Raw genomic sequence first — 24505 nt, 5'->3', positions numbered from 1 at the left:
GTGCGCCGCCCGTACCGCGCGGAGGATCGGTGCGCCGCACTGCGGACGGTCCGCCGCGGAACGGACATAGAGCGAATCTATGCCGGTTCTTTGATTTTTCTATTCGACACCGCGGGCCCTTTCGCTCATCGTATGGCGAGGACACTCATCGTATGGGCGAGGACGCTCATCGTATGGCGAGGACGCTCATCGTTCGGCGGTGGACCCCGGCGATGGAAAACGGGAGGAGTGCGGCCTATGACACCGATGCCCGTGCCCGGCGAAACGGACCCGTGGGCGAAGCCCGTGAAACCACCTCTTCCGCGCAAGGAACTCAAGGGCCTCCAGCGGCGGCGCAACGGTCCGGCGCTGCGGCACATGGCCGGGCATCTGGCCACGGGCGCGGTCACCACGGGCCTGATCGCGTGGAGTTGGGGCACGTACTGGATGATCCCCGCGATGTTCGCGCAGGGGACCGTGATTGTTTTCCTCTTCGCGCCGATGCATGAGTGCACGCACGGGACGGCATTCCGCACCCGTCGTCTGAACAGCGCGGTGGCGACATTCTGCGGCGTACTGATGATGCGGCCCGCGCTTTATTTCCGCTATCGCCACGCGGCTCACCATTCCTACACACAGGACCCCGAGCGCGATCCCGATCAGGTGCCCATGCCGGACGGCGTCTCCGGATATCTGGGCGAGGTTTTCGGAATGGAATTCTGGCCGAAGGTGGTCGGGACTCTGTACCGGAGCTGCACGGGGCGCTTCAACGACCGTGAGCGGTTCTTCCTGCCGGAGTCCGTACGTCCCCGCGTGCTGCTGGAGGCCCGGCTGATGGTCGGCCTGTACGTGCTGGTGGGCGCCGTCTGCGCGGTCACCGGGACCTGGGTGCAGCTGCTGGCCTTCTGGCTGCTGCCGCGGGTCGTCGCCGAGCCCGCGCTCCGTCTCGTACGGATGGCAGAGCACACGGGCATGGCGGAGGGGGCGGATCCGCTGACCAATACGCGGACCACGCTGACCAATCCGCTGGTGCGGTTCCTGTACTGGAACATGCCGTTCCATGCGGAGCACCACCTCGCGCCCTCCGTCCCGTTCCACAACCTGCGGCGGCTGCACCGGGCGCTGCCCGGCGCACCCGAGGAGCGGGAGTACGTGGTGAGCAAGGGCTACGTCCGGGCGCACCGCGACATCGTCGGCAACCTCGGCAACGGGTCCGGGTCGACGGTGCCGACCAGCACGTCCGCTGCGGTGACCGGCTGAGCGGCCCCGGGTGGCCGGCGGGAGGGAGCCGGCCACCCGGACTCACCGGCACGCGCGGGCACTTCACGCGGCGCGGCGGCACGGCCTCGCCGCCGCGCCGCTTCCCGGACCCGCTCCTCCCGACCCGCCTCTCCCGTTCTCCCGACCCGACGACCGGCCACTCGCACCACCCCGCGGGACTCCCACCGCGGGGCGTCCGCTTCTCCGCCTGAACTCCGTGATGCAAAGGAGCATCCGTTGTCCGGACACCTCACGCTCGGCATCGACATCGGCACCACCAACGTCAAGGCCTGCATCCTCGACACCGCGGAGGGACGCGTCGTGGCCTCCGCCGCCGCGGAGCACCCGCTGCACCACCCGCACCCCGGGTGGGCCGAGCAGGACCCCGACGACTACTGGCGTGCCGTCTCCTCCTGCATCACCCGCTGCCTGGCCCAGTACCCCGGGCCGGCCTCCGACGTGGCGGGGGTGTCGATCTCGGGCCTCGTGGGCGTCACCCTCCCCGTCGACCGCGACGGACGTCCGCTGCGGCGCGCCATGATCTGGATGGACAGCCGCTCGGAGGGCGAGTGCGAGCAGATACGCGCGGAGGTGGGCGAGGACCGCATCAAGGCCGTCAACGGCAACCGCGTCGCGCCCTGGTTCATCGAGCCCAAGGCGATGTGGCTGCGCAAGCACGAGCCCGAGGTCTTCTCCGCGGTCCACAAGCTGCTCTCGCCCGCCGGGTACTGCACGCTCCGGCTCTCCGGCGAGTACGCGATGAACCACGGCGACGCCGGGCTGTTCTACCCGTACGAGCACCGCCGTTCCCGCTGGGACCACTCCCTGACCGAGGCGCTCGGCCTCTCCCCCGGCATCTATCCGGACATCCACCCCTCCGACACCGTCATCGGCACGGTCACCCCGCAGGCCGCCCGCGAGACGGGACTCCACGAGGGCACGGCGGTCGTGGCCGGCGGCACCGACATCGGCGCGGCGGCGCTGGGCGCGGGAGCGACCGTGAACGGGCAGGCGTACTACTCGATGGGCACCGGGTCCAACCTGGGTGTGCTGGTGCCCCGGGAGGAGCTGCCGGAGGAGTACCGCATCCTCAAGTGGCCCCACGTACTGGACGGGATGACGCTCTTCGACGCGCCGATGGCCTTCACCGGGGCGTCGCTGAAGTGGTTCCGTGACAAGTTCGCCGACCCGGAGAGCGCGCTGGCCGAACGCATGGGACGCAACGTCTTCGACCTCGTCACCGCACAGGCCGAGCGCATCACGCCCGGCGCGGACGGCCTGATGTACCTGCCGTACCTCGGCAACTCCCTCTCGCCGCGCTGGAACGGCAAGGCGTGCGGGGTCTTCTTCGGGATGCAGCCGTTCACGAGCCGCGCCCACGTGATCAGGGCGCTGATCGAGGGCGTCGCCTTCGACCTCTACTCGAACGTGCGCATCGCCGAGGACGGCGGCGCCGACTTCCCCGAACTCGTGCTGAACGGCGGCCCGACGAAGAGCGCGCTGTGGAACCAGATCACCGCGAACGTCACCAACCGCCGGCTGCTCATCCCCGACGTGGACGAGGCCGCGCCGCTCGGCGACGCCGTGATCGCCGCCTCCGGCACCGGGCTGTACGAGGACATGCGCGAGCCGATGAAGGACCTCGCCCCGATCCGCGGCGTGGTCGAGCCCGACCCCGAACTCCACGCCATGTACGCCGACTTCTTCGAACTGTGGTCACAGCTGTACGACGACCTCGCGCCGGCCATGGGCCGCCACCACGCCCTGGTCGACCGCTACAGCGACCCGGAGCCGAGCGTCGTCAGCGGCGCCGGCGGCAGCGACTGAACGGCCCGGCGGCACGGGCGGGAACGGGCGAACGGCCAGGAGGAGAGCGATGAGCGGCACCGGAGCGGGCTCCGAGGCGCAAGCCGGAGGGAACCGGGGCGGAGAGAGCGGGGACGGAGAGCGCGGTGAGGGCTGGTACGCCCTGACCGAGGCCTCCGAGGTGGAGGAGGACGACGTCGTGTGCGTGACCGTCAGCGGTCACGCGTACGCCGTCTTCAACATCGGCGGCGACTACTACGTCACCGACGACTGCTGCACACACCAGGAGGCGTCGCTGTCCGAGGGCTACGTACAGGACGACACCGTCGAATGCCCGCGCCACCAGGGCGTGTTCCACGTGCCGACGGGCAAGGCCATGGGCCCGCCGCTTACGCGGCCCTTGCGCGTGTATCCGGCGCGGGTCGACGATGGAAAGGTCTGGGCCCGCGTCTCGGAGTAGGGGTGACGGAGCTGATGTCCGAGTCCGGCTCCGTACCCGCCACGGTTCCCGCCGCCTCCGGCGGTGCCCTCCGGCAGGCCGCGCTGCCGGCCGACGGGCGGTACGGCGGCCAGGCCGGCGGGAATTCCGGCAGACAGTCCGCCGGGCAGGCGGCCGCATCGCCGCCCGCGCCTCCCAACGCCAACGGCCTTCCGTATGTGAGCTTCAACCAGCTCCGCTCCTTCCACGCCGTGGCCGTCGCCGGGAGCATCACGGCGGCGGCCTCGCTGCTGCACGTCAGCCAGCCGACGGTGACGGTCCAGCTGCGCCAGCTCGAAGCGCACTACGGCGTGGAACTGGTGCGCCGCACGCCGCGCAGCGTCCGCCTCACCGACCTCGGCGAGTCCCTGTACAGCATCACGAGGCAGCTGTTCGCGCTGGAGGGCGAGGCGGTGGAGCTGCTCAACTCGGCGGGCAGCACGCTGCGTGGCGGACTCCGGGTGGGCGGCGTGGCGCCGTACTTCGTGATGCGGCTGCTGTCCGCCTTCAACCGGGCGCACCCCGGCGTCACCCTCACCCTCCAACTGGACAACTCCGCCACGGTCATACGCAGACTCACCGAGCAGGAGATCGACGTCGGCATCGTCGGCCAGACCACCCTGGACAGCCGGCTGCACGCGCTGCCGTACAGCAGGCAGGACGTGGTCCTCTTCTGCCGCGACGACCATCCGTGGGCCGGGCGCGACGGCGTAGGGCTCGCCGAACTCGACGGCGCCGCACTGGTGTTGCGCGAGAAGGGCTCAACCTGCCGGCTCACCCTGGAGCAGGCGCTCCAGGAACGCGGCGTCGTCCCGCGGGTGACCCTGGAGGTGTGCCGGGAGGGCGTGCGGGAGGCGGTGCTCGCGGGGTTCGGCGTCGGCATCACCACCGACATCGAGTACGTGCCGGACCGCCGGACCCGCATGCTGCGCATCCTCGACGCCGACATCTTCACGGAGGCGTTCGCGGTGTGCCTGCGTGAGCGCCGTACGTACTCGGTGACCCGTGCGTTCATGACGGCGGCCGAGGAGTTCTTCGACCGCGACCGCGCATCCCGCGGCACCGGTCCGCCCGCCTGAGCGCCGCGAGCCGCACGCGAACCACACGCGGACCGCACGGGCGAACCGCACGCGGACCGCACGGGCGAACCGCACACGGGCCCCAACAAGGCCCGCACACGCGGCGAATCGGCGCCGCGGCGGCCCCGCCGCCGTACCCTTGGCCCCATGTCCACCCATGCCAAGCGTGAACGTCTCATCCTGGCGGATCTGCTGGAGAGCAGCGGACCGGAGGCCCCGACCCTGTGCGAGAGCTGGAAGACCCGCGACCTCGCCGCGCACGTCGTGGTGCGCGAGCGCCGCGCCGACGCGGCCGGCGGGATACTGCTCAAGGCGCTCGCCCCGCGACTGGAGCGCGTGCAGGCCGAATTCACCTCCAAGCCCTACGAGGAGCTGATCCAGCTCATCCGCACCGGCCCGCCGCGGATGTCCCCGTATGCGCTGAAGCAGGTCGACGAGGCCGCGAACACCGTCGAGTTCTATGTGCACGCCGAGGACGTGCGCCGCGCCGCGCCCGACTGGACGCCGCGCGAACTCGACTCCGTCTTCCAGGACGCGCTGTGGAAGCGACTGGAGAGCATGGCACGCGTCTTCGGCCGCAAGTCCCCCGTCGGGCTGGTGCTCCGCCGCCCCGACGGCCAGACCGCCGTGGCCCGCAAGGGCACACCGGTCGTCACGGTCAGCGGCGAGCCCAACGAGCTGGTGCTGTACGTCTCGGGGCGGCAGCGTGCGGCGAAGGTCGAGGAGGAGGGCGAGAAGGAGGCCGTGGCACGGGCGCACGACGCGGAGCTGGGGCTCTGACGACGACTCTCGACTGCCGCCAGGCGAGCGGCGGTTGACGGCACACGGCCGTCAACAGGGGCGCTCGTACACGCGGGCGCCCCTGTGACGTGCCGCGGCAGACATGCCGCGGTCCAGGCCCGGCCGCGGTTGGGGCCCGGCCTCGGTTCGGGCCCCCGGCCGGGTCCGGCCCAGGCCCGGTCGTCGTTCAGTCCGCGCCCGGCATCGGGGCCCGGCCCGAGCTGGAGCGTGAGTCCGTACCGGTGCCGGTGCCGGTGCCTGAACCGGAGCGCGAGTCCGAGCCGTCGCCCGTGCCCAAACCGGAGCCGGTGCCCGAGCCGGATCCGCCGCGGGCCACGAGCTGTTCGCCCCGCTCGCCCTCCCCCGTCGCCTGCGGCTTCAGCTCGACCTGGATGCGGTGCGTGTCGTCCCTGCCGTACGAGCCGCCCGCCCTCGCCTGTACGACGCCGAGCCGCAGCCCGGCGCCCGCGTCCCCCTGCTTGCGCAGCTGCACGGCGAACTCCAGCGTCACCTTCTCCACCGCGAACCGCCACGCGCTTCCCGTGGCCCGCTCCTGAGCCTCCGTGAGCTCTTTGCGCACCACGTCGATGGCGTCGGCCAGCGGCACCGGATCGGCGTCGCCCGATCCGTGCGCCGAACCGTCCGCCCCGTTCCCGTCGCCCAACTCGTCCCTCTCCCCGCTGACTTGAGACCCGCATGGCAGCCCGTCCGGCAGAAGTCTGGTTCGGCGGGCGATGTCCGACGTATCCTCGCGCGGCATGGGGGACGAACACAACGCATCGCCCCGGTCACCCTGGGCGAGCTGGCGCCTGCGGATCAGGGCGGAGAGCGAGGACGCGCCCCGCACCGGGGAGAGCGAGGACGCGCCCCGCACCGTGATCCGCGGGGCCGGGATCCTCGTCGGCAGGGACCTGGCGCTCACGTCCGCCCATGTGCTGCCGCACCAAGACGCCGTCGTACAGGTCGAGTTCCCCGAGTACGAGTACGTGCCGGGCGGCGGCAGCGTCCCGCCCGTACCGGCGCGCCCCGCGGAGGGCGGGCAGCCGCGGGGCCCCGGCGGTCAGGACCGCGACATCGTCCTGCTGGCGCTCGACCGCACCCCGGAGCACGCCCGCCCGGCCCGGCTGAGCCTGGCCACCCCCTATCCGGGGCGGAAGGTGTGGATCGGCGGCTATCCGGAGTACCGGGACAGAGGCCTCTGGCTGCACGCGCAGGTGGCGGGACCCTCGCAGGGGCTGCTCGAACTGCATCCGCTGGACGGCGGCGACTCGGTGCGCCCCGGGTTCAGCGGAGCGGCGGTGATCGACGACTCGGGCCCGGACGGCGACGGCGCGGCGGAGGGCGGCGCGGTGCTGGGGATGATCGTCAGCCGCTACGGCGATCCCGAAGGCAGCGGCGTCCAACAGGAGTTACACCGCTCGTACATGATCCCCGTGGAGCGGATCGTCGATCTCCTTCCGCAGCTGCGGGGCCTGCCCGCGGGCGTGCGCGCACACGACGCGAGCCTGTCCGCGCCCCGGGAGAGACCCCCGGCGCCGGGCTCCTCGGGCTCCCGTCTCGAACGGCGCCTGGAGCGCTGGCTGACCGCCGACGCGACGCTTCCCCGCCCTGGCGTGCTGCTGGTCGCCACGGGCGGCGTCGGGCAACGCGAGGCCCGCGTACGGCAGTTCCTGGAGAGCACGGACGTCGCGCTCGACGCCACCGGCCTGGGCGCCGGCCGGCTCGCCGGAGAGATCGCCTCCAGACTCGGGCTGCCGGGTCGCCACGGCCGGGCGCTGCTGGAGTGGCTGACCGAGGAGCACGGCTCACCGCCCGGCCTGTCGAGCACCTCCCACGATCCCGTGGACGACGCCGCGAGGAGCAGCGGACTGTCCCGGCTGGCACGGCTGTCGCCCACGATCGGCGTGTACGGGCTCGATCTCGCCGCCGAGCCGTACGAGAGCATCAACGTCCTCCGCCGGCTGCGGCGGACCGGATGCCGCGTGTGCGTGGTCTGCCGGCACGACGACGGCGGCGTATGGCGGCAGCTCCTGACGAGGCTTCAGAACCCCGAACTGCGCAAGACCGCCGGCGAACTCCTCGACACGCTCCGCGAGCTCGAACACGGCGCGCGCCACCGCCCGTCGCCGTACGGCACACCCGCGCCCGAGGTCGTCACGGCACGTGCGCTGCGCCTCGCCGGGACCGGACAGGTCCCGGACCCCGACCAGCAGCATCTCGGGCTGCGCACGCTGGTCCGCGAGCTGTACGCGGACATCGCCGGACACGGAACGGAGTGAGAGGACGATGACGCGTGCGGCCGCCGCGGCTCCCTGCCCGCACCCCCGGTTCTCCGGGCTCGCCTGCACGGGCTCGGTACTGCCGACCGGCTACTGCGACACATGCGGACGCAGCCGGGACGCACGGCCGCTGCCGCCGCGCACGGAACCCCCGCGGACCACGGGCCTGCTCACGCTTCCGACCCTGACCCACACCGCCGCCGACAAGGTGGTCCTGGGGGGCGGCGGGCCGGTCTCGGCCGGCAGCCGCGTGTGCGGCAACGAGGAGTGCGGGGCCCCGATCGCGCCCCCGCTGGTCGCGGAGGACCCGGTGCCGGACGAGGGTTACTGCCCGGTGTGCGGTGTCCCCTTCTCGTTCGTACCGCAGCTGCGGCAGGAGGAGTTGCTCAACGGACGGTACGGGGTGCGGGGCGTGCTCGCGCGCGGCGGACAGGGCTGGGTGTACCTCGCCGACGACACCCATCTCCCGCCCAACCGGGTCGCGGTCAAGGGGCTGCTGAACCGGCACGACGAACGGCTCGCGCGGCTCGCGGAGAAGGAGCGCCGCTATCTGATCGCCCTGAACCACCCGGGCATCGTCGGCATCCTCGACTACGTACGGCACCAGCCGGCGCAGGGGCGACCGCAACCGGGAGCGGAGGCGGAGGCGGAGGCGGAGGCGCCCACCCACTACATCGTCATGGAGTACGTGGGCAGCAACACCCTCCAGGACATCGTGGACCGCACCCGGCTCGGCGACCTTCCCCTGGGCGACGGCGAGCCTCTCGACATCGAGCACGTCGTCACCTACGGCTGCCTCATCCTCGACGCGCTCTCCCATCTGCACGACCACGATCCGCGGCTGTTCTACGTGGACATGAAGCCGTCCAACGTCATCCACTTCGAGGACCACGTGAAGATCATCGATCTGGGCGGGGTCCGTCCCGAGACGGATCCGGACTCCCACATGGTGATCACCAGGCAGTACGCGGCGCCGGAAGTGCGGCGGACCGGCCCGACCGTCGCCCACGATCTGCACACCGTCGGCCGGACGCTGGAGGAGGTCGCCGCATACGCGGTCAGCGACGTGCCCGGCATCGGCGGCTACTCCTTCCGTCGTGTGCTGGAGCGCGCCACGGATCCGCGGCCCGAGCTGCGCTTCTCCTCCGCGCGGGAGATGGCGGGTCAACTGCGGGGCGTGCTGCGGGAGATCCGTGCGCTGCGAGGGGCACGGGACCGGCCCGAGCCGTCCCGCTACTTCCAGGCGTCCCCGGGCCTCCTCGGTCACGAGCTGGGCAGCATCGCCACGGCCGGCCACTGGCTGCGCCGCCCCGCGCCGCCGCGCACGGCACCGCCGGTGTCCCCGCCGCTGGACCCGGCGGTGCCGTCGGCGCTCACGGTCGCGCTCGGGCTTCCCGTACCGCTGCCCCACCGGGACGATCCGCAGGCGTGGCGCTTCGGGCTGGCCTCGTACAGTCCCGAGCAGCTGATACGGACCGAGCAGCCGTCCGCCGAGGTCTGCTTCCACAACCTCCGCCGGCTCCTCGGCCAGGGCCGCGGCGGGCGTCACGAGGCGGCGGCCCGCGAGCTGGCGACGGCGGCCGAACTGCTGGGCCCCGACGCGGAGTCGCGCTGCTGGAGGATCGCCTGGCACCGCGGGCTGCTCGCCCTCGCCCTCGCCCGCGCCGACGGCGCACATGCGCGGGCGGCGTACGGCGGTTCCAGTGACCGTGAGGAGGGCCGGGACGAGGGCCGGGACGGGAGCCGGGGCGGGGACGTCGGGGGCGACTTGGTGGGCCGGGGCGGGGACATCGGGGACGTCGGGGGCGACTTGGCGGGCCGGGACGGGGGCGGCCGGGCGGGCCGGGACGGGACCCGGGCCCAACTGGCCGCGGCGCGGGACGCGTTCACCCGGGTGATGAAGGCGATGCCCGGGGAGTACGCGCCCAAGCTGGCCCTGGCGTACTGCACCGAACGGCTCCAGGCGTACGGCGGCGAGCCGGCCCCGAGCGCCGGGGAGCTGTACGAAGCGGTGCTGCGGCGCAACCCCTCCCACGGCAGCGCGGCGTTCGGTCTGGCACGGCTCGCGCTCGCCCGTGGCCGCAGGGCCGAGGCGGTCGCCATCCTGGACGGCGTGCCGGAGGAGGCCCGGGACCACGCCGCCGCCCGTATCGCCGCGCTGCGCGTGCAGGGCGCGAGGCTGGAGACGGCCGGGGAGCCGGACGGGCATGTGCTTCCGACGCTGGAGGGCCTGCGCGACGCACGGGTCCGCCTGAACGAGGCGTTCAGCGACCGTTCGCCCTTCCCCGGCCCGGTGCCGCCGGGAGACGCGCGGCTGCGGCTGCGTGCGGAGCTGCTGGGATGGGCTTTGGACACGCTGTACACCGCCGAAGCGGAGGGCTGGCCGGGAGCGGAACTCCCGGGCGAGGGCCCGCACTACGAGGAGCTGCTGGGCGATCCGCCGGCGTGGCGCTCCAGGGAGGTGCCGGGCGAGGAGGCGGAGACGGACGGCTCCTCCCGTACGGGCGTGGCACGGACCTCGGTACGCGGCCGGCTCCGTGCCGCCGCGGACGCGCTGCGGCCGCTGGTGATGCGCGAGCCGCAGAACACACCTGTACGTGTCGCCCGGTTCAGGCTCGCGGAGTGCTACCGCGAGATGGCCTGGCGCTCCTCCAGTCCGGCCGACCGTGAGCGGCTGGTCGACTGGGCCAACGCCGTACGGCCGCTCACCTTCCTGTGAGGACGGCCGGGCGGACTCCTGTGACGACGAAGACGAACCACCGCGAGGGGATGATCACGGTGATCAGCGCCCGCCACACGGGCACCGAAGGCACAGAGGACTCGGACGGCACGGACGACGCCGAGGGCGCGCACGGCACGGAAGACGCCGAGGGCACGGAGGTCCCCGCGGAGCGCGCGCTGGACTTCCGCCTCTATCCGCAGCGGCAGCGGCGGCACGCGGTGGGCGGCCGCCAGGAGATCAAGACGATCGTCCACGCCCACTCCGTCGAACCACGGGGTGCCGCGGGCACGACCGCGGACGGCGACAGGGGCGGCTCGGACGAGGGAGGCGAGCGCGGCAGCGGCGAGGACGGCGGCGGCGACGGTGGCAGCGACGACGGGCGCCTGCCGCCCGGCAGTCTCGGGCTCCTCATCGCCGTCGACTTCGCCCCGGAGCGTCTCGAAGCCACTCGCGAGGCGCTGACCGCGGCCATCGACGCACTGCCCGACGGTGTGCGCTTCGCACTGCTCGAAGAGCGCACCGGCGCCGACGGCAGCCCGCGTGAACCGGAGTGGGAGACCGCCGACTTGTGGCAGCGCCGTCGTGCTCAGGCCACCGCCCAGTGGATGCATCTCAACGCCCGGCTGATGGGTCTGGGCGGGCGCGAGGGCCCCGCGTGCGCTGACTGGCTGGCCCAGGCGCGGACCATGTTCGCCCAGGACGCGCCCGGTGTGCGGCTGCGGCACCTGCTGATCGTCACGGACGGCAGGTCGGCCCGCACACCAGAGCTGGAGGCCGAACTCGACGCCTGCGAAGGCCTGTTCACGTGCGGGATGCTCGGCGTCGGCGACGGCTGGCGTCCCGAGGTACTGGCCGGGATCACCGAACGGCTGCACGGCGACGTCGAATACGTGCGCAACGGCGCGGAGGCCGCGGCGCTGCTGACGAAGACGGTGGACCGGCTGCTGCGCACGAGGATGCCGGTGGCGACGCTCGAAGTGGCCCTGCGCGCGGGCGTGGAGCTCACGCACATCCGTCAGGTCAGCCCGCGGCCCAGACCCCTGACGGAGGCGGCCGTCCGTCCGGAACGGCCTGCGGAACAGCAGCAGTCGGGGCCCGTGAGGCGCGCCTTCACGACCCGGATGTGGCGCGCCGGCGAGCCGCGTACCTACGAACTGACCCTGGAGGCCGGGCCGTCGGGCGATCCGCTGAAGGAGGACCTGCAACTGGCCGCGGTGACGCTGGGTTCCGCACACGCGCCGCTGCTCGTGCGGTGGTCCGCCGTACGGGGCAGCGCCGCCGGGGTCGTCACACAGCCCTGGGCCGGAGGCCCGGTCTCGGCCATCGGCCAACGGACCAAGCTCGTCTATGAGTTCACTGAGGGCTGCAAGGCGCTCGGCAGAGGGGACGTCCTGGCGGCGGAGGCCCATCTCGGCGCCGCCACGCGGCTCGCGCACGAACTCGGCGACAGCGAGTTCATGAACGACGTGCGCAGCCTCGCCGACGTATTCGACGCGGCGAAAGGGAAGTTGAAGGTGCGGCCGGGCGTGGACCGGCTTTCCCTGAACCAGGCCGAGCTGCGCGGACACACCAGCGCGCTCCTCAAGCGGCAGGACGCCGGGGACCCGGACCCGGCCACGGAGGCGGGCGCCGCGGCGGGCCCGGACCCGGACCGGGACCGGGACCGGGACCCGGACGGACCGTCCTCGTCGGACGTGGCGGGCCGTACGGATCGCGAACGGTCCGAAGGCACCGGCCGCCCCGGCACGACCCGCCACGACAGGACCCCCTCCGGCATGACCGGCACGAGCGTGGTCACCTGCGAGTGCGGTTCGAAGTCCCGTACGCCGCAGTCCAGTTACTGCATCAGGTGCGGAGCGGCCCTGTGAGCTTCCTACGGCGGACACTGCGGGCGCTGCACGTACGGCGCCGTCTACGGGAGGAGCCGACCCAGCGGCTGCTGCTGACACATCTGTCCGTTCTGCTGGTGCTCTGCGCCGTCAGCACGTGCGCGCTGCTCGTGTCGTACCACGAGGTGCACCGCACCCCGGACCGGGTCCGCGACGACATGGCGCCCGCCATCCAGGAGATAGCGGCGGCACGGGCAGCGCTGAAGGAGGCGCAGGGTGCCGCGGAGGCGAGCGTGCGGAGAAGACTGACCGACGTGGCCGGAGCGGGCGAGGAGTACCGCACACAGCTCTCCGCCGCCGATCAGAGCCTGTCGCGGGTCGCGGAACGGCAGTTGGAGGGCGACGAGGGGCGGGGCACGCTGGAGGCGGTCAACGGGCTGCTCACCGTCTACGACGACTCGGTGGGCCAGGCGACCGGCAGATACGCCGACGACCGCCTGATGCGGAACCAGAAGCTCGACGAGGCCGACTCGATCCTCGGGCGCCCGCCGGTAGGCATCCTCCCCCGCCTCGGCCGGCTCCAGGACAAGCAGATCGCGACGATGCGGGCACGCACCTCCTTCGGCGCCACACAGACCGCCGGCTGGGTGCTGACCGAGGTCAGCCTGCTGCTCCTCGCGACGGTGCTGGTCTCCGCGTGGCTGACCCTGCGTCGCCGCTGCGGGCGCGTGTTCAACGGCTGGCTGCTGGCGGGCTTCGTGCTGACCGTGCTGCTGGCCGTGCTGCCGCTCTGGTGGACGGTCGGCACGCAGCATCAACTCGACCGTGCGCGCGGTGAGTTGACCGCCATGAAGGACAGGGCGTCCCAGCCGGATCTCACCGCCGCAGGCAAGTCGGTGCGCGCCTCGATGGAGACGACCGATCCCGCCGCGGGACGCCTTCCGTGGATCGCGGGCGGATGCGGCGTGCTCGTGACGCTTCCCCTGGTGGGCCTGGGCTGGCGGGTGTACGCAGACTACGAGAGGGCCGCACCGTGATCCGCCTTACAGCCGCAGCCGCCCGCCGGACCGCGAGCCGCCGCACCGCGGGCAGTCGCGGCGTCGCGGCACGGCGCCCGCGCGTGACGCGGCCCGCGGTCGCCCTGGTCCTGCTGGCGCTGACCGCCGCCGCGTGCTCGGGCGGCGGCACCGGGACCGAGGCCGAGGACCGTCCCGTCACCGTGCTGGGCACGTGGACCGCCGGACAGGAGGACGCCTTCCGCGCGCTGCTCGACAAGTCGGGCGTCGACTACGTCTACCAGGGCACCGCGGCGCAGCGCGAGGTCCTCCTGTCGCAGGTGAAGTCGGGCAGCCCGCCGGACATCGCGGTGATGGCGAGCCCCGGCGAGCTCGCCGACTACGTACGGGAGGGCGAACTCCAGCCGCTGGACGGCCTGTACGAGCCGTCGCAGTACGGCGAGCCGTGGCAGCCCCGCGTCAGCCGCACACGGCAGAACTACATGGTCCCGGTGAAGGCGGATCTGAAGAGCATCGTCTGGTACCGCGAGGATGAGCCGCCGCGCGGCGGCACGCCCCCGGCGGAGGACTGGTGCATCGGCATGGGCGACGACGGCGCCTCGGGATGGCCCGGCACCGACTGGATCGAGGACATCCTGCTCCAGCAGGGCCACGGAACGGAGACATACGAGAAGTGGGCGGGCGGCGTCCAGTCCTGGACGAGCAGGCCCGTCGCCGACGCGTGGCGCACCTGGGGCGCGATGCTCACCCGGGAGCGCGGCCCGAAGGACAGGTACCCGGCCGCCGAGCGCGCCCTGTCCAACGACCACCGCGGCGAACCCGGCTCGTCGGGGCTGCTGTTCGGCGGCGGCAAGAAGCCGCTGGGCGCGCGGGGCGAAAAGCGCGCACCGGAGTGCTCGCTGGAGCACCAGGGCTCCTTCGCCCGCACCTTCTACGGCAGGAAGCACGCCGCCGACGCCCGCTTCGTCCGGTCGTCCGGGCTGCTGCCCGGCGGGCCCTACGGGAAGGGCCAGCAGCAACGGCACGAGGTGAGCGCGGACTTCGCGGCGATGTTCACCAGCACGCCCGCCTCCAGGAAGCTGATGGCGTACCTCGCCTCGGCCGCGGTCCAGCAGCGCTGGGTCAGGACCAACGAGCCGCCCGTCCACTCCTTCTCCGCCAACTCCGGTGTCGACGACCGCAGTTACGAGGACGCCGTGTCCCGGAGCATCTCGGCCCGCCTCACCGACCAGGACTCGGTGCGCTGCCTGGACGCCTCGGACACCATGCCTCCCGCCGTGCGGGACGCCTTCTACGAGACGGCGCTGCGTTTCCTCACGCGCCCGGCCCGCGATCCGCACGACCTGCTGGAGGACATCCAGCGGGTGCAGGACGTCGAGCGGGAGAAGCTGGGGCTCGGAGACGGCGAGAAGTGGATGACGGACGTCTGCGGCTGACATGCGGGCCCGGCCCGCCCCCGTCCCCCGGCGAACCGCCCATGTGCGTACGGGAGTTCGGAGAGCAGGAGTTCAGAGGGCAGGAGCTCAGAGGGCGGCCGTGCCGATGAGTCCTTCCCGGGTCACCAGCTGAGCCAGCTGGTCCTCGGTCAGCTCCTCGGTGCCCGGGGGCCGCCGGGGCAGCACCATGTAACGGCTCTCCGCGCTGGAGTCCCAGACGGTGATCTCCTGCCCGTCCGGGATGTCGAGGCCGAACTCGGCGAGCACCGCGCGAGGTTCACGTACAACGCGCGAACGATAGGCCTCGCTCTTGTACCACGACGGCGAGGGACCGAGCAGCGCCACCGGATAGCACGAACACAGCGTGCACACGAGCACGTTGTGCCGCTCCGGGGTGTTGGCGACGACCATCAGCCGCTGCTCCTGCAACCCGCCGGCCATGGAGAGACCGACCTCGGGCAGGGCGGCGTTGGCGTCGGCCAGCAGCCGCTCGCGGAAGCCGGCGTCGCTCCACGCGCGGGCCACGACCCGTGCCCCGTTGAGCGGCGAAGCGCCGTCCAGGACCGCGGCGAGCACGGCGTCCAGCTCGCCGTCGGTCACGCGCCCGTCCGCGACGAGGCGCTCCTCCAGGCGGCGCACCCGCGCCGCGACCGGGTTGCCGGTGTGCGTTCCGCTCATGATGCGGCCTCTCCGTCCTGCCCTTGGCTCTGCGTGTCCCGCCCGTACGGCTCCAGATACGACTGCCACAGCTCCAGCGTCACCTCGTGCGCGCCCTCGCCCCACAGCTCGCGGGCGTCGAACGCCACGACGTAGACGGGTTCTTCGGGCGGCCCGGCACCCGGCCCGACACCCGGTCCGGCGCCCGGTTCGGCGCGCCGGCGGACCACTTCGTCGGCGAGCGGCCAGGACCCGGTGAGGGCGACGATCCTTCCCGTGCGTCCGCGTGCGTACCGCGGCAGGCGCGTATGCCCGTCGGGGTCGGCGGCGCGGGTGCGTACCCGGTCGCCGGGCGCGAAGCGCACCGGGGCTGCGCCCTCACTCACCGCCGCCGCCCTTGCCGCGTTCCCCGCCGCCGTACGGCCGCGCCGTGAGCTCCTCGATCGCGTGGAGCCAGCGCTCGTAGTACGAGGCGGCCAAGTACGCCTGCGGAGGCATGCGTTCGATGGCGTCGCGGAACTCGTCGAGCGTGTAGGCGCCCCGCCGCACCAGGGCGATGTTGAGCGCATAGACCCGAGCCTCCCAGTCGGCGTGGAAGACCGGTTCGTTCTCCTCGGGCACGACGGCGCCGAAGCCCGTCTGCCCGCCTACGTCGTTCACCCTGCTCATACGCGGCACCCTAAGCGCGCAAGCCGCCCACGGGAACGCACGCGCCGCTCCGCCGGTACGTCGGCCTGCCGGCCGCCACAGCACGACGGACCGGTACGGGCACCGGTACGGCCATGGGCAGCGGTACACCGGCGGCTTCCGGAGCGCCGTCCGCCGCTGCGGCGCCGCCGGAGACGGAACGACCCGCGGCCGGGCCTGCCGCGCATCGCCGCCGCTGGTCCGCACTGGGGCGCCGCGCCGGGTGACCCGGCGGCCCTCCCGCCGCGTCCGTGGACGGCAGCACGGGCGGGCGTCCGCGCTCTCACGGGTCCAGCCCGAGGTCACGAGCCCCGTCCGAACTCACGGGTCCCGCCCGTGACTTCGGCGGCTCCGCCCGCGGCCTCGGCGGACGCGCCCTCCACGCCCGCGCCCTCAACGCACGGGCGCACCCGCCTCACGCAGCGCGTCCTTGACCTGGCCGATGCGCAGATCGCCGAAGTGGAAGACGGACGCGGCCAGCACCGCGTCGGCGCCCGCGACGACCGCCGCCGGGAAGTGCTCAAGGCGGCCCGCCCCGCCGGACGCGATCACGGGTACGGACACGTGCCTGCCCACGGCTTCGATCATCTCCGTGTCGTAGCCGTCCTTCGTCCCGTCCGCGTCCATCGAGTTCAGCAGGATCTCCCCGGCGCCCAACTCCGCTGCCCGCTGCGCCCATTCGACGGCGTCGATGCCCGTGCCGCGCCGTCCGCCGTGCGTGGTGACCTCGAACCCGGAGGCGGTGGCGGTCTCTTCGCCGCAGCGCCTCGCGTCCACCGACAGCACCAGCACCTGGCTGCCGAACCGTTCGGCGATCTCCCGGATCAGCTCGGGCCGTGCGATGGCCGCGGTGTTCACGCCGACCTTGTCCGCGCCCGCGCGCAGCAGCCTGTCGACGTCGTCGCCGCTGCGTACGCCGCCGCCGACCGTCAGCGGGATGAAGACCTGCTCAGCGGTGCGCCGCACCACGTCGTACGTCGTCTCCCGGTCGGAGGAGGAGGCGGTGATGTCGAGGAAGGTCAGCTCGTCGGCGCCCTCCTCGTCGTAGATCTTCGCCATCTCGACCGGGTCGCCCGCGTCCCGCAGGTTCTTGAAGTTGACGCCCTTGACGACGCGTCCGGCGTCCACGTCCAGGCAGGGAATGACTCGTACGGCCACGGACATGCTGTGCTGACTCCTTGCTGAGGCGGTGCGACGGCGGGAGGGGAGCGGAACCGGCGGCTCCCTCGGCCGGCGCGGTGTTACGGGCGGCGCGGTGTTACGGCCGGCGCGGTGTTACGAGCGGCTCCCGCGGAAGGCCTCCAGCTCGACCTCCACCAGGACCCTGGAGTCGACGAAGCCGGAGACGACCACGACGGTGGACGCCGGAGCGACGTCGCCGAAGATCTCGCGGTGCGCGCGCCCGACGTCGTCGACGTCCCGCGCGTGCGTGAGGTACATCCGCGTACGGATCACGGACTCCGCGCCGAGGCCGAAGGGTTCGAGCGCCTCCAGCGCCTTGCGGAAGGCCGCCCTGGTCTGCTCGTACGGGGAGCCCTCACCCAGCAGCTTGCCGTCCGCGAGCGGCATCGTCCCCGACACCAGCACCCGGTCGCCCGCCGCGACGGCCCGCGCGAAGCCGATCGCCTCTTCCCAGCCGCTTCCGGAGCGGTCCCGCTCCACTTCGCGGTCCCGCTCCACTTCGCGCTCTCGCTCCACTTCGGGGTCACGCCGTTCGGACGGGGTCATGACGACACGGCCTCCAGAGCCTCTTCAAGTGTGAACGCCTCGGCGTAGAGGGCCTTCCCCACGATCGCGCCCTCGACGCCTTCGGGTACGAGGGTGGCGATCGCCCGCAGATCGTCGAGGGAGGAGACCCCGCCGGACGCTACGACGGGGCGGTCCGTGACGGAGCAGACGTTGCGCAGCAGTTCGAGGTTGGGGCCCTTGAGGGTGCCGTCCTTGTTGATGTCGGTCACGACGTAGCGTGCGCAGCCCTCGGAGTCGAGCCGGGCGAGCGTCTCGTAGAGGTCGCCGCCGTCCCGCGTCCAGCCGCGTCCGCGCAGCGTCGTGCCCCGTACGTCCAGGCCCACCGCGATCCGGTCGCCGTGCTCGGCGATGACCTTGGCGACCCACTCGGGGGTCTCCAGCGCAGCGGTGCCCAGATTGACGCGGCGGCAGCCCGTGGCGAGGGCGGCGGCGAGGCTCTCGTCGTCGCGGATGCCGCCCGACAGCTCGACGTCGATGTCCATCGCGCCGGCGACCCGGGCGATGCGGTCGCGGTTGTCGCCCGTGCCGAAGGCGGCGTCGAGGTCCACCAGGTGCAGCCAACGGGCGCCGGAGCGCTGCCAGTTGAGAGCCGCCTCCAGGGGGTCTCCGTATGCGGTCTCCGATCCGGACTCGCCGTGCACGAGGCGTACGGCCTGTCCGTCGCGCACGTCCACGGCGGGAAGCAGCTCCAGCGTGTGCGCGGACGGGCCGGCGGCGCCGGACGGGGTGGTTGAAGGCGTGGACACGGACTCTCCCGGCTTGTGTCGTGCGGTGTGACGGGCGTTCAGGCGGTGTTCGGGCGTCGGGCTCCGGTCTCGGTTGCGTACGTACGCGGGTTCACAGCGACGCGACCCAGTTGGACAGCAGCCGGGCACCGGCGTCGCCGGACTTCTCGGGGTGGAACTGGGTCGCCCACAGCGGCCCGTTCTCGACGGCGGCCACGAAGGGCGCGCCGTGCTCCGCCCAGCTGACCTTCGGCGGAGCCATCGCCGGGTTCGTGACCGTCAGTTCCCAGTCGTGGACGGCGTAGGAGTGGACGAAGTAGTAGCGGTCGTCCGCGGACAGCCCTTCGAAGAGGCGCGAATCCTCCGCGGGCGTCACCGTGTTCCACCCCATGTGCGGTACGGCGTGGTCGGCGTCCGCCTTCAACGGCCCCACCGTGCCCGGCCATTCGTCCAGGCCCTCGGCCTCGACACCGTGCTCGATGCCGCGTGAGAAGAGGATCTGCATGCCCACGCAGACGCCCAGCACCGGGCGGCCGCCCGCGAGCCGCCGCTCGACGACCCAGTCGCCGCGCGCGGCCAGCAGGCCCTCCATGCACGCGGCGAAGGCGCCGACGCCCGGCACCATCAGCCCGTCGGCGGTCATGGCGGTCTCGTAGTCGCGGGTGATCTCCACGTCCGCGCCCGCCCGTACGAGGGCGCGCTCGGCCGAACGCACGTTGCCGAAGCCGTAGTCGAAGACCACGGTCTTCTTCCGCTCCGCGCCCGGCGCGCTCACGTCCACACCTCCAGCCGCAGCACCCCGGCGAGCAGCGCCAGCGCCGCGGCCGCGCCGAGCACGGCGACGACGCTCTTCGGCAGCTTCTGCTTCCAGAAGGAGAACGCCCCGCCGAGCAGGAAGAGCCCGACGAAGATCAGCAGCGCCGACAGGCCCGTCACAGCGCGCCCTTCGTCGAGGGGATTCCGCTCTGCCGCGGGTCGATCTCGCTGGCCTGACGCAGCGCGCGGGCGAGGGCCTTGAACTGGCACTCCACGATGTGGTGCGCGTTGCGCCCGTACGGCACGTGGACGTGCAGCGCGACCTGCGCCTGCGCCACGAAGGACTCCAGGATGTGCCGCGTCATCGTCGTGTCGTACTCGCCGATCATCGGCGCCATGCCCTCGGGCTCGCTGTGCACGAGGTACGGACGGCCCGACAGGTCGACGGTCACCTGGGCCAGCGACTCATCGAGCGGCACGGACGCGTTGGCGAAGCGCACGATGCCGCTCTTGTCGCCGAGGGCCTGCTTGAACGCGGCACCCAGCGCCAGCGAGGTGTCCTCGATGGTGTGGTGGCTGTCGATGTGCAGATCGCCCTCCGTCTTGACCGACAGGTCGAAGAGGCCGTGCCGGCCGAGCTGGTCGAGCATGTGGTCGTAGAAGCCGACGCCGGTGGAGACGTCGGCCTTGCCGGTCCCGTCGAGATTGATCTCGACGAGGACCGAGGTCTCCTTGGTGGTGCGCTCCGCGCGGCCCACACGAGCCAGAGTCATCGAGGGGTCTCCTTTGTCACTGCACGTACCGCGTCGAGGAACGCGTCGTTCTCTTCGGGCGTGCCCGCGCTCACCCGCAGCCGTCCCGGCACTCCGTTGTCCCGCACGAGGACGCCGTGCTCCAGCAGGGCCCGCCAGGTGGCCTGAGCGTCGTCGAACCGCCCGAACTGGACGAAGTTCGCGTCGGATTCGGTGACTTCGAGCCCGAGGGCGCTCAGCTCCCGCACCAGCCGGTCACGCTCTTCCTTTAGCCGCTCGACATAGCCGAGCAGCGTGTCGGTGTGCTCCAGCGCGGCCAGCGCGGTGGCCTGCGTGACCGCCGAGAGGTGGTACGGCAGCCGCACCAGCTGCACCGCGTCGACGACCGCGGGGTCGGCGGCGAGATAGCCGAGGCGCAGCCCGGCCGCCCCGAACGCCTTCGACATCGTACGGCTGACCACGAGGTTCGGGCGGCCCTCGATCAGCGGCAGCAGCGAGGGGCGGTGCGAGAACTCGCCGTACGCCTCGTCGACGATCACCATCGACGGGCCCGCGGCCTGTGCCGCCTCGTACAGCGCCAGGACCGTGTCGCGTTCGACGGCGGTGCCCGTGGGGTTGTTCGGCGAGCAGACGAAGACGATCTCGGGCCGGTGCTCGGCTATGGCACGCACCGCGGCCTCGGTGTCGATCGTGAAGTCCTCGCGGCGCGGCCCGGACAGCCAACCGGTGCCCGTGCCGCGGGAGATGAGGGAGTGCATCGAGTACGACGGCTCGAAGCCGACGGCCGTGCGGCCGGGACCGCCGAAGGTCTGGAGCAGCTGCTGGATGACCTCGTTGGAGCCGTTGGCCGCCCAGACCTGGGCCCCGGAGACCTCGTAGCCCGTCGTACGGGAGAGGTACGCGGCCAGGGCGGAGCGCAGCTCCACGGCGTCGCGGTCCGGATAGCGGTTAAGGGTGCGGGCGGCGTCGGTGACGCGCTCGGCGATGCGCCGCACCAGCTCCTCGGGCAGCGGGTAGGGGTTCTCGTTCGTGTTCAGGCGCACGGGGACGTCGAGCTGCGGGGCGCCGTACGGGGTCTTTCCTCGCAACTCGTCCCGGACGGGGAGGTCTTCGATGCCGGTCACTTGCTCTGCGGCACCTCTCCACCGGACCCGGACCCGGAGCCGGACTCGGAGCCGCCGAACCTCGCCTTGACCGCCGTACCGTGCGCGGGCAGGTCCTCGGCCCCGGCGAGCGTGACGACGTGGTGGGCGACCTCGGCCAGCGCCTCGCGCGAGTAGTCGACGACGTGGATGCCGCGGAGGAAGGACTGCACGGACAGCCCGGAGGAGTGGCAGGCGCAACCGCCCGTCGGCAGCACGTGGTTGGAGCCGGCGCAGTAGTCGCCGAGCGAGACGGGCGCGTACGGGCCTACGAAGACCGCGCCCGCGTTGCGCACGCGGGCCGCCCACGCGGCGGCGTCCGCGGTCTGGATCTCCAGGTGCTCCGCCGCGTAGGCGTCGACGACGGCGAGGCCGTCCTCCAGCGAGTCGACCAGCACGATGCCCGACTGGCGTCCCGCCAGCGCCTCGCTGATCCGCTCCCGGTGCCGGGCCACGGCGACCTGCTCCTTCAGCTCACGCTCGACCGCCTCGGCCAGCGCCGGGGACGGCGTGACGAGCACCGCCGCGGCGACGGTGTCGTGCTCGGCCTGGCTGACGAGGTCCGCGGCGACGTGCACCGGGTCGGCCGTCTCGTCCGCGAGCACGGCGATCTCGGTGGGCCCGGCCTCGGAGTCGATGCCGATGCGGCCCTTCAGCAGGCGCTTCGCCGCCGCGACGTAGACGTTCCCGGGGCCGGTCACCAGCTGCGCGGGCGGGCACTCGCCGGTGCCGTACGCGAACATGGCGACGGCCTGCGCGCCGCCCGCCGCATACACCTCGTACACACCGAGGAGCGCGCACGCGGCGAGCACCGTCGGGTGCGGCAGTCCGCCGTGCTCCGGCTGCGGCGGCGAGGTCACGGCGAGGGAGCCGACACCGGCCTCCTGCGCCGGCACCACGTTCATCACGACCGACGACGGATACACGGCCCGGCCGCCCGGGACGTACAGCCCGACCCGCTCGACGGGCACCCACCGCTCGGTGACCGTGCCACCGGGCACGACGGTGACCGTCGAGTCGCTGCGCCGCTGGTCGCGGTGGACGATGCGGGCGCGGCGCACGGACTCCTCCAGCGCCGCCCGTACGTCCGCGTCCAGCGCGGCCAGCGCCTCGTCAAGTGCCTCGCGCGGTACGCGGATCTGCTCCAGCGTCACGCCGTCGAACCGCTGCGCGTACTCGATGAGCGCCGCCGTGCCGCGATGCCGGACGTCCTCGCAGATCGGCCGCACCGTCTCCAGGGCGGCCTCGACGTCGAGCTCGGCGCGGGGCAGCAGATCACGGTCGATCCCGCCGTCTGAGGAGACGGCGGAACCGCGCAGGTCGATTCGGGAGATCACGGCTCCAGTCTCTCAGACCGCGTCCGGCCACCGGTCGCACGTATCAGTGAGTGATACGCACCCCGGGAGACGATCGTCGCCTCATGAGTTCATACAGTCACTCAGTGGGAAAGAAGCGGACGGGCCCGGAGGGGCCGGCACGGGCCCTGTCCGCCACGGGCCCGGCGGACGTTCGCCAGGACGGGCGGGACCGGCCCGGCGGCGGCGAACACAGGCAACCGGCGCGGCAGCCGACGCGAACAGGCACAGCAGGAACGGCGGCACGGCGACGGGCGGCGGCGTACGGCAGCGCACGGCAGCGGGCCGGCAGCCGACGGCGGCGGCACGGAACGCCGCCGGCACCGGGCACAGGCGGGACCGAAGGACCGGAAGCAGAGGGGGAAGCAGAGCAGTGAGCGAGCCGGTGGACTCCAGAGAGCCGCCATCCTGGCTGACGAGGGCCGAGTGGGGCATGTGGCAGGCCTTCCTCAACGGCAGCGAGTACGACCTGCGCAGCGGCGAAGCCGAGCTCGACGACCCCAACGGCGACCAGGTCTGGGGCCCGGACCGCACCGTACGGGCCCGTGTCATCGCGCTGTTGCTGCTGCACGGACCGCCGCCGCTGCTCGGGCGCGTGGCGTCGCTGCACATATCCGGCGCCCGGATCACCGACGTGCTGGACCTGTCGGGCGGCATCATCGAGCCGTACTTCGAGCTGCGGCAGTGCCGTTTCGAGAAGGAGGTGCGGATGGCGGAGGCGCGGATGCACACCGCGCGCCTCGTCGACTGCTACATACCGCGCCTGGAGGCGCCCCGGCTGAACACCGACGGCGATCTGCATCTGCCGCGCTGCTCGATACCCGAGGGCATCAAGCTCACCGACGCCTCCATCGGCACGGACCTGATGCTCAACGAGGCCACCATCGGCAGCGGACGCCGGATCCGCGCCATCGCCGCCGACGGCATCACCGTCTCCCAGGAGCTCCAGGCGAGCCTGCTGATGACCGACGGGGAGGTGAGCCTGCGGGGCGCCACGGTCGGCAGCTCGCTGCACATGTTCGGGTCGGTGCTGCGCAACACAAAGGGCCGCTATGCTCTGCACGCCCCGCAGATGACCGTCGAGCACGTCGCGAGCTTCGCCGACGCCAACCGTGGCCGCTCCTCGCAGCTCCATGGCAGCACCACCCCCGCGGCGGGCACGCCCGTGCCGTTCGCCTCCGAGAGCGGCAGCCGCTGGCGTACGAAGCACTTCGAGTGCACGGGCGGAGTGGTGCTGGACGACGGGCGGTTCGGCTCCTCGCTCGTCATCGAGAACGCCCGCTTCGAACTCAAGCGGGACCAGGAACTCTCCCTCCGCCGCATCCAGACACCGGAGTTGAACTTCACGCCGCGCGCCCCCGAGCGGGGACTGATCGTGCTGTCGGGCGCCTCCGTCGAGAAGCTGCTGGACCGGGTCGGCAGCTGGCCGCGGGACCAGCGGCTGTGGATGGCGGGCTTCACCTACCAGCAGGCCATACCGAAGGAGGGCCACTTCAACGTGCGCGAGCGGCTGCGCTGGCTGGCCGCCGCGACCCCGGAGTATTCGCCGCTTCCGTACGAGCAGTTGGCGCTCATGTACCGCAACAGCGGCGAGGACACCAACGCACGCGCGGTGCTGCTCGCCAAGCAGCGGCGCCGCCGCGAGACGCTGCCGCTGGTGGGCAAGGTCTGGGGCTTCTTACAGGACTGGACGGTCGCCTACGGCTACCGCCCGGCGCAGGCCGCGCTGTGGATGGCACTGCTGTGGGCAGCGAGCGCCATGTACTTCGGAGCGCATCCGCCGGACCCGCTCAAGCACGGCGAGTCCCCGCACTGGAACCCGGCGCTTTACGCCCTCGATCTGCTGCTGCCCGTCATCACGCTGGGGCAGGACGACGCTTGGGATCCCCAGGGCACGCCGCAGTGGGTCGCGGCGGGGCTGATCCTCCTCGGCTGGATCCTCGCCACGACCGTGGCGACGGGCGCGACGCGGCTGCTTCGCCGGCAGTGAACGGTCAGGCACCGGTGGAGTGCGAGGT

23 protein-coding genes are annotated in these 24505 nt (G+C 72.6%); 11 read left to right on the top strand and 12 right to left on the bottom strand.

Going from position 1 to position 24505, the window contains the following annotated elements; genetic code table 11:
• Positions 1-237 precede the first annotated feature (237 nt).
• From HCC61_RS18385 to HCC61_RS18365, 5 genes are all read left to right on the top strand, one after another.
• A complete protein-coding gene (locus HCC61_RS18385; RefSeq protein ID WP_169136627.1) occupies positions 238-1239 on the top strand; it encodes a fatty acid desaturase in 1002 nt (333 codons plus the stop codon).
• 237 nt (positions 1240-1476) lie between these two features.
• A complete protein-coding gene (locus tag HCC61_RS18380) occupies positions 1477-3066 on the top strand; it encodes an FGGY family carbohydrate kinase (protein ID WP_169136626.1) in 1590 nt (529 codons plus the stop codon).
• A gap of 49 nt (positions 3067-3115) precedes the next feature.
• Positions 3116-3505 (top strand): non-heme iron oxygenase ferredoxin subunit, encoded by a 390-nt coding sequence (locus tag HCC61_RS18375; RefSeq protein ID WP_169136625.1) that lies wholly within the window; start codon positions 3116-3118, stop codon positions 3503-3505.
• Between the two features lie 2 nt (positions 3506-3507).
• On the top strand, positions 3508-4602 hold the full coding sequence (locus HCC61_RS18370; protein WP_169136624.1) for a LysR substrate-binding domain-containing protein: 1095 nt from the start codon (positions 3508-3510) through the stop codon (positions 4600-4602).
• A gap of 147 nt (positions 4603-4749) precedes the next feature.
• Positions 4750-5382, top strand: coding sequence for a TIGR03085 family metal-binding protein (locus HCC61_RS18365; protein ID WP_169136622.1), 633 nt, complete (start codon positions 4750-4752; stop codon positions 5380-5382).
• 187 nt (positions 5383-5569) lie between these two features.
• On the opposite strand, the gene HCC61_RS30245 is transcribed toward HCC61_RS18365, so the two are convergent.
• Positions 5570-6046 carry a trypco2 family protein gene (locus tag HCC61_RS30245; protein WP_206322653.1) on the bottom strand — a complete coding sequence of 159 codons (477 nt, stop codon included), beginning with the start codon at positions 6044-6046 and terminating at the stop codon, positions 5570-5572.
• A gap of 94 nt (positions 6047-6140) precedes the next feature.
• Here HCC61_RS30245 and HCC61_RS18355 point away from each other — a divergent pair, with 94 nt between their 5' ends.
• From HCC61_RS18355 to HCC61_RS18335, 5 genes are all read left to right on the top strand, one after another.
• Entirely contained in the window at positions 6141-7661 is a 1521-nt protein-coding gene (locus HCC61_RS18355) for a serine protease (protein WP_169136620.1), read from the top strand.
• A 7-nt stretch (positions 7662-7668) separates the two neighbouring features.
• Positions 7669-10380, top strand: a complete 2712-nt coding sequence (locus HCC61_RS18350) for a tetratricopeptide repeat protein (RefSeq protein WP_169136618.1) — start codon at positions 7669-7671, stop codon at positions 10378-10380.
• Positions 10381-10400: 20 nt separating this feature from the next.
• A complete protein-coding gene (locus tag HCC61_RS18345) occupies positions 10401-12251 on the top strand; it encodes a hypothetical protein (RefSeq protein ID WP_169136616.1) in 1851 nt (616 codons plus the stop codon).
• Positions 12248-13249, top strand: a complete 1002-nt coding sequence (locus tag HCC61_RS18340) for a hypothetical protein (RefSeq protein ID WP_169136614.1) — start codon at positions 12248-12250, stop codon at positions 13247-13249. Before HCC61_RS18345 ends, HCC61_RS18340 begins: the two co-directional genes overlap by 4 nt.
• Positions 13250-13332: 83 nt before the next feature.
• Positions 13333-14664, top strand: a complete 1332-nt coding sequence (locus HCC61_RS18335) for an extracellular solute-binding protein (protein WP_346777269.1) — start codon at positions 13333-13335, stop codon at positions 14662-14664.
• An 87-nt stretch (positions 14665-14751) separates the two neighbouring features.
• Here the strand turns inward: HCC61_RS18335 and HCC61_RS18330 are convergent, their stop codons facing one another.
• From HCC61_RS18330 to hisD, 11 genes are all read right to left on the bottom strand, one after another.
• On the bottom strand, positions 14752-15342 hold the full coding sequence (locus HCC61_RS18330; protein WP_169136610.1) for a nitrile hydratase subunit alpha: 591 nt from the start codon (positions 15340-15342) through the stop codon (positions 14752-14754).
• Entirely contained in the window at positions 15339-15707 is a 369-nt protein-coding gene (locus tag HCC61_RS31255) for an SH3-like domain-containing protein (RefSeq protein ID WP_169136608.1), read from the bottom strand. Before HCC61_RS31255 ends, HCC61_RS18330 begins: the two co-directional genes overlap by 4 nt.
• Positions 15700-15990: an SH3-like domain-containing protein gene (locus tag HCC61_RS31250; protein WP_169136606.1), complete on the bottom strand. Its 291-nt coding sequence runs from the start codon at positions 15988-15990 to the stop codon at positions 15700-15702. The genes HCC61_RS31255 and HCC61_RS31250 overlap by 8 nt, the downstream gene beginning before the upstream one ends.
• Before the next feature lie 411 nt (positions 15991-16401).
• Positions 16402-17172, bottom strand: coding sequence for an imidazole glycerol phosphate synthase subunit HisF (gene hisF, locus HCC61_RS18315; protein WP_169136604.1), 771 nt, complete (start codon positions 17170-17172; stop codon positions 16402-16404).
• 111 nt (positions 17173-17283) lie between these two features.
• Positions 17284-17736 (bottom strand): RidA family protein, encoded by a 453-nt coding sequence (locus HCC61_RS18310; protein WP_169136602.1) that lies wholly within the window; start codon positions 17734-17736, stop codon positions 17284-17286.
• A complete protein-coding gene (gene priA, locus HCC61_RS18305; protein ID WP_346777268.1) occupies positions 17733-18503 on the bottom strand; it encodes a bifunctional 1-(5-phosphoribosyl)-5-((5-phosphoribosylamino)methylideneamino)imidazole-4-carboxamide isomerase/phosphoribosylanthranilate isomerase PriA in 771 nt (256 codons plus the stop codon). The genes HCC61_RS18310 and priA overlap by 4 nt, the downstream gene beginning before the upstream one ends.
• A 91-nt stretch (positions 18504-18594) precedes the next feature.
• Positions 18595-19257 carry an imidazole glycerol phosphate synthase subunit HisH gene (gene hisH, locus HCC61_RS18300; RefSeq protein WP_169136600.1) on the bottom strand — a complete coding sequence of 221 codons (663 nt, stop codon included), beginning with the start codon at positions 19255-19257 and terminating at the stop codon, positions 18595-18597.
• Positions 19254-19418, bottom strand: coding sequence for a hypothetical protein (locus tag HCC61_RS30800; RefSeq protein WP_169136598.1), 165 nt, complete (start codon positions 19416-19418; stop codon positions 19254-19256). The genes hisH and HCC61_RS30800 overlap by 4 nt, the downstream gene beginning before the upstream one ends.
• The gene (gene hisB / locus HCC61_RS18290) at positions 19415-20005 is read right to left on the bottom strand and encodes an imidazoleglycerol-phosphate dehydratase HisB (RefSeq protein WP_169136992.1); all 591 of its coding nucleotides are present in this window, start codon (positions 20003-20005) and stop codon (positions 19415-19417) included. Before hisB ends, HCC61_RS30800 begins: the two co-directional genes overlap by 4 nt.
• A 2-nt stretch (positions 20006-20007) precedes the next feature.
• On the bottom strand, positions 20008-21114 hold the full coding sequence (locus HCC61_RS18285) for a histidinol-phosphate transaminase (RefSeq protein ID WP_169136596.1): 1107 nt from the start codon (positions 21112-21114) through the stop codon (positions 20008-20010).
• Complete coding sequence (hisD, locus tag HCC61_RS18280; protein ID WP_169136594.1) at positions 21111-22469, bottom strand: histidinol dehydrogenase; 1359 nt, start codon at positions 22467-22469, stop codon at positions 21111-21113. Before hisD ends, HCC61_RS18285 begins: the two co-directional genes overlap by 4 nt.
• Positions 22470-22860: 391 nt before the next feature.
• Here hisD and HCC61_RS18275 point away from each other — a divergent pair, with 391 nt between their 5' ends.
• Complete coding sequence (locus tag HCC61_RS18275; RefSeq protein WP_169136592.1) at positions 22861-24477, top strand: oxidoreductase; 1617 nt, start codon at positions 22861-22863, stop codon at positions 24475-24477.
• The last annotated feature ends 28 nt before the right edge of the window (positions 24478-24505 follow it).

Origin of the sequence: Streptomyces sp. HNM0575, from assembly GCF_012726265.1 — a bacterium.
Classification (GTDB): Bacteria; Actinomycetota; Actinomycetes; order Streptomycetales; family Streptomycetaceae; genus Streptomyces.
Note: the sequence above shows the minus strand (reverse complement) of the source record. Positions and strands in the feature narration are given on the sequence as shown.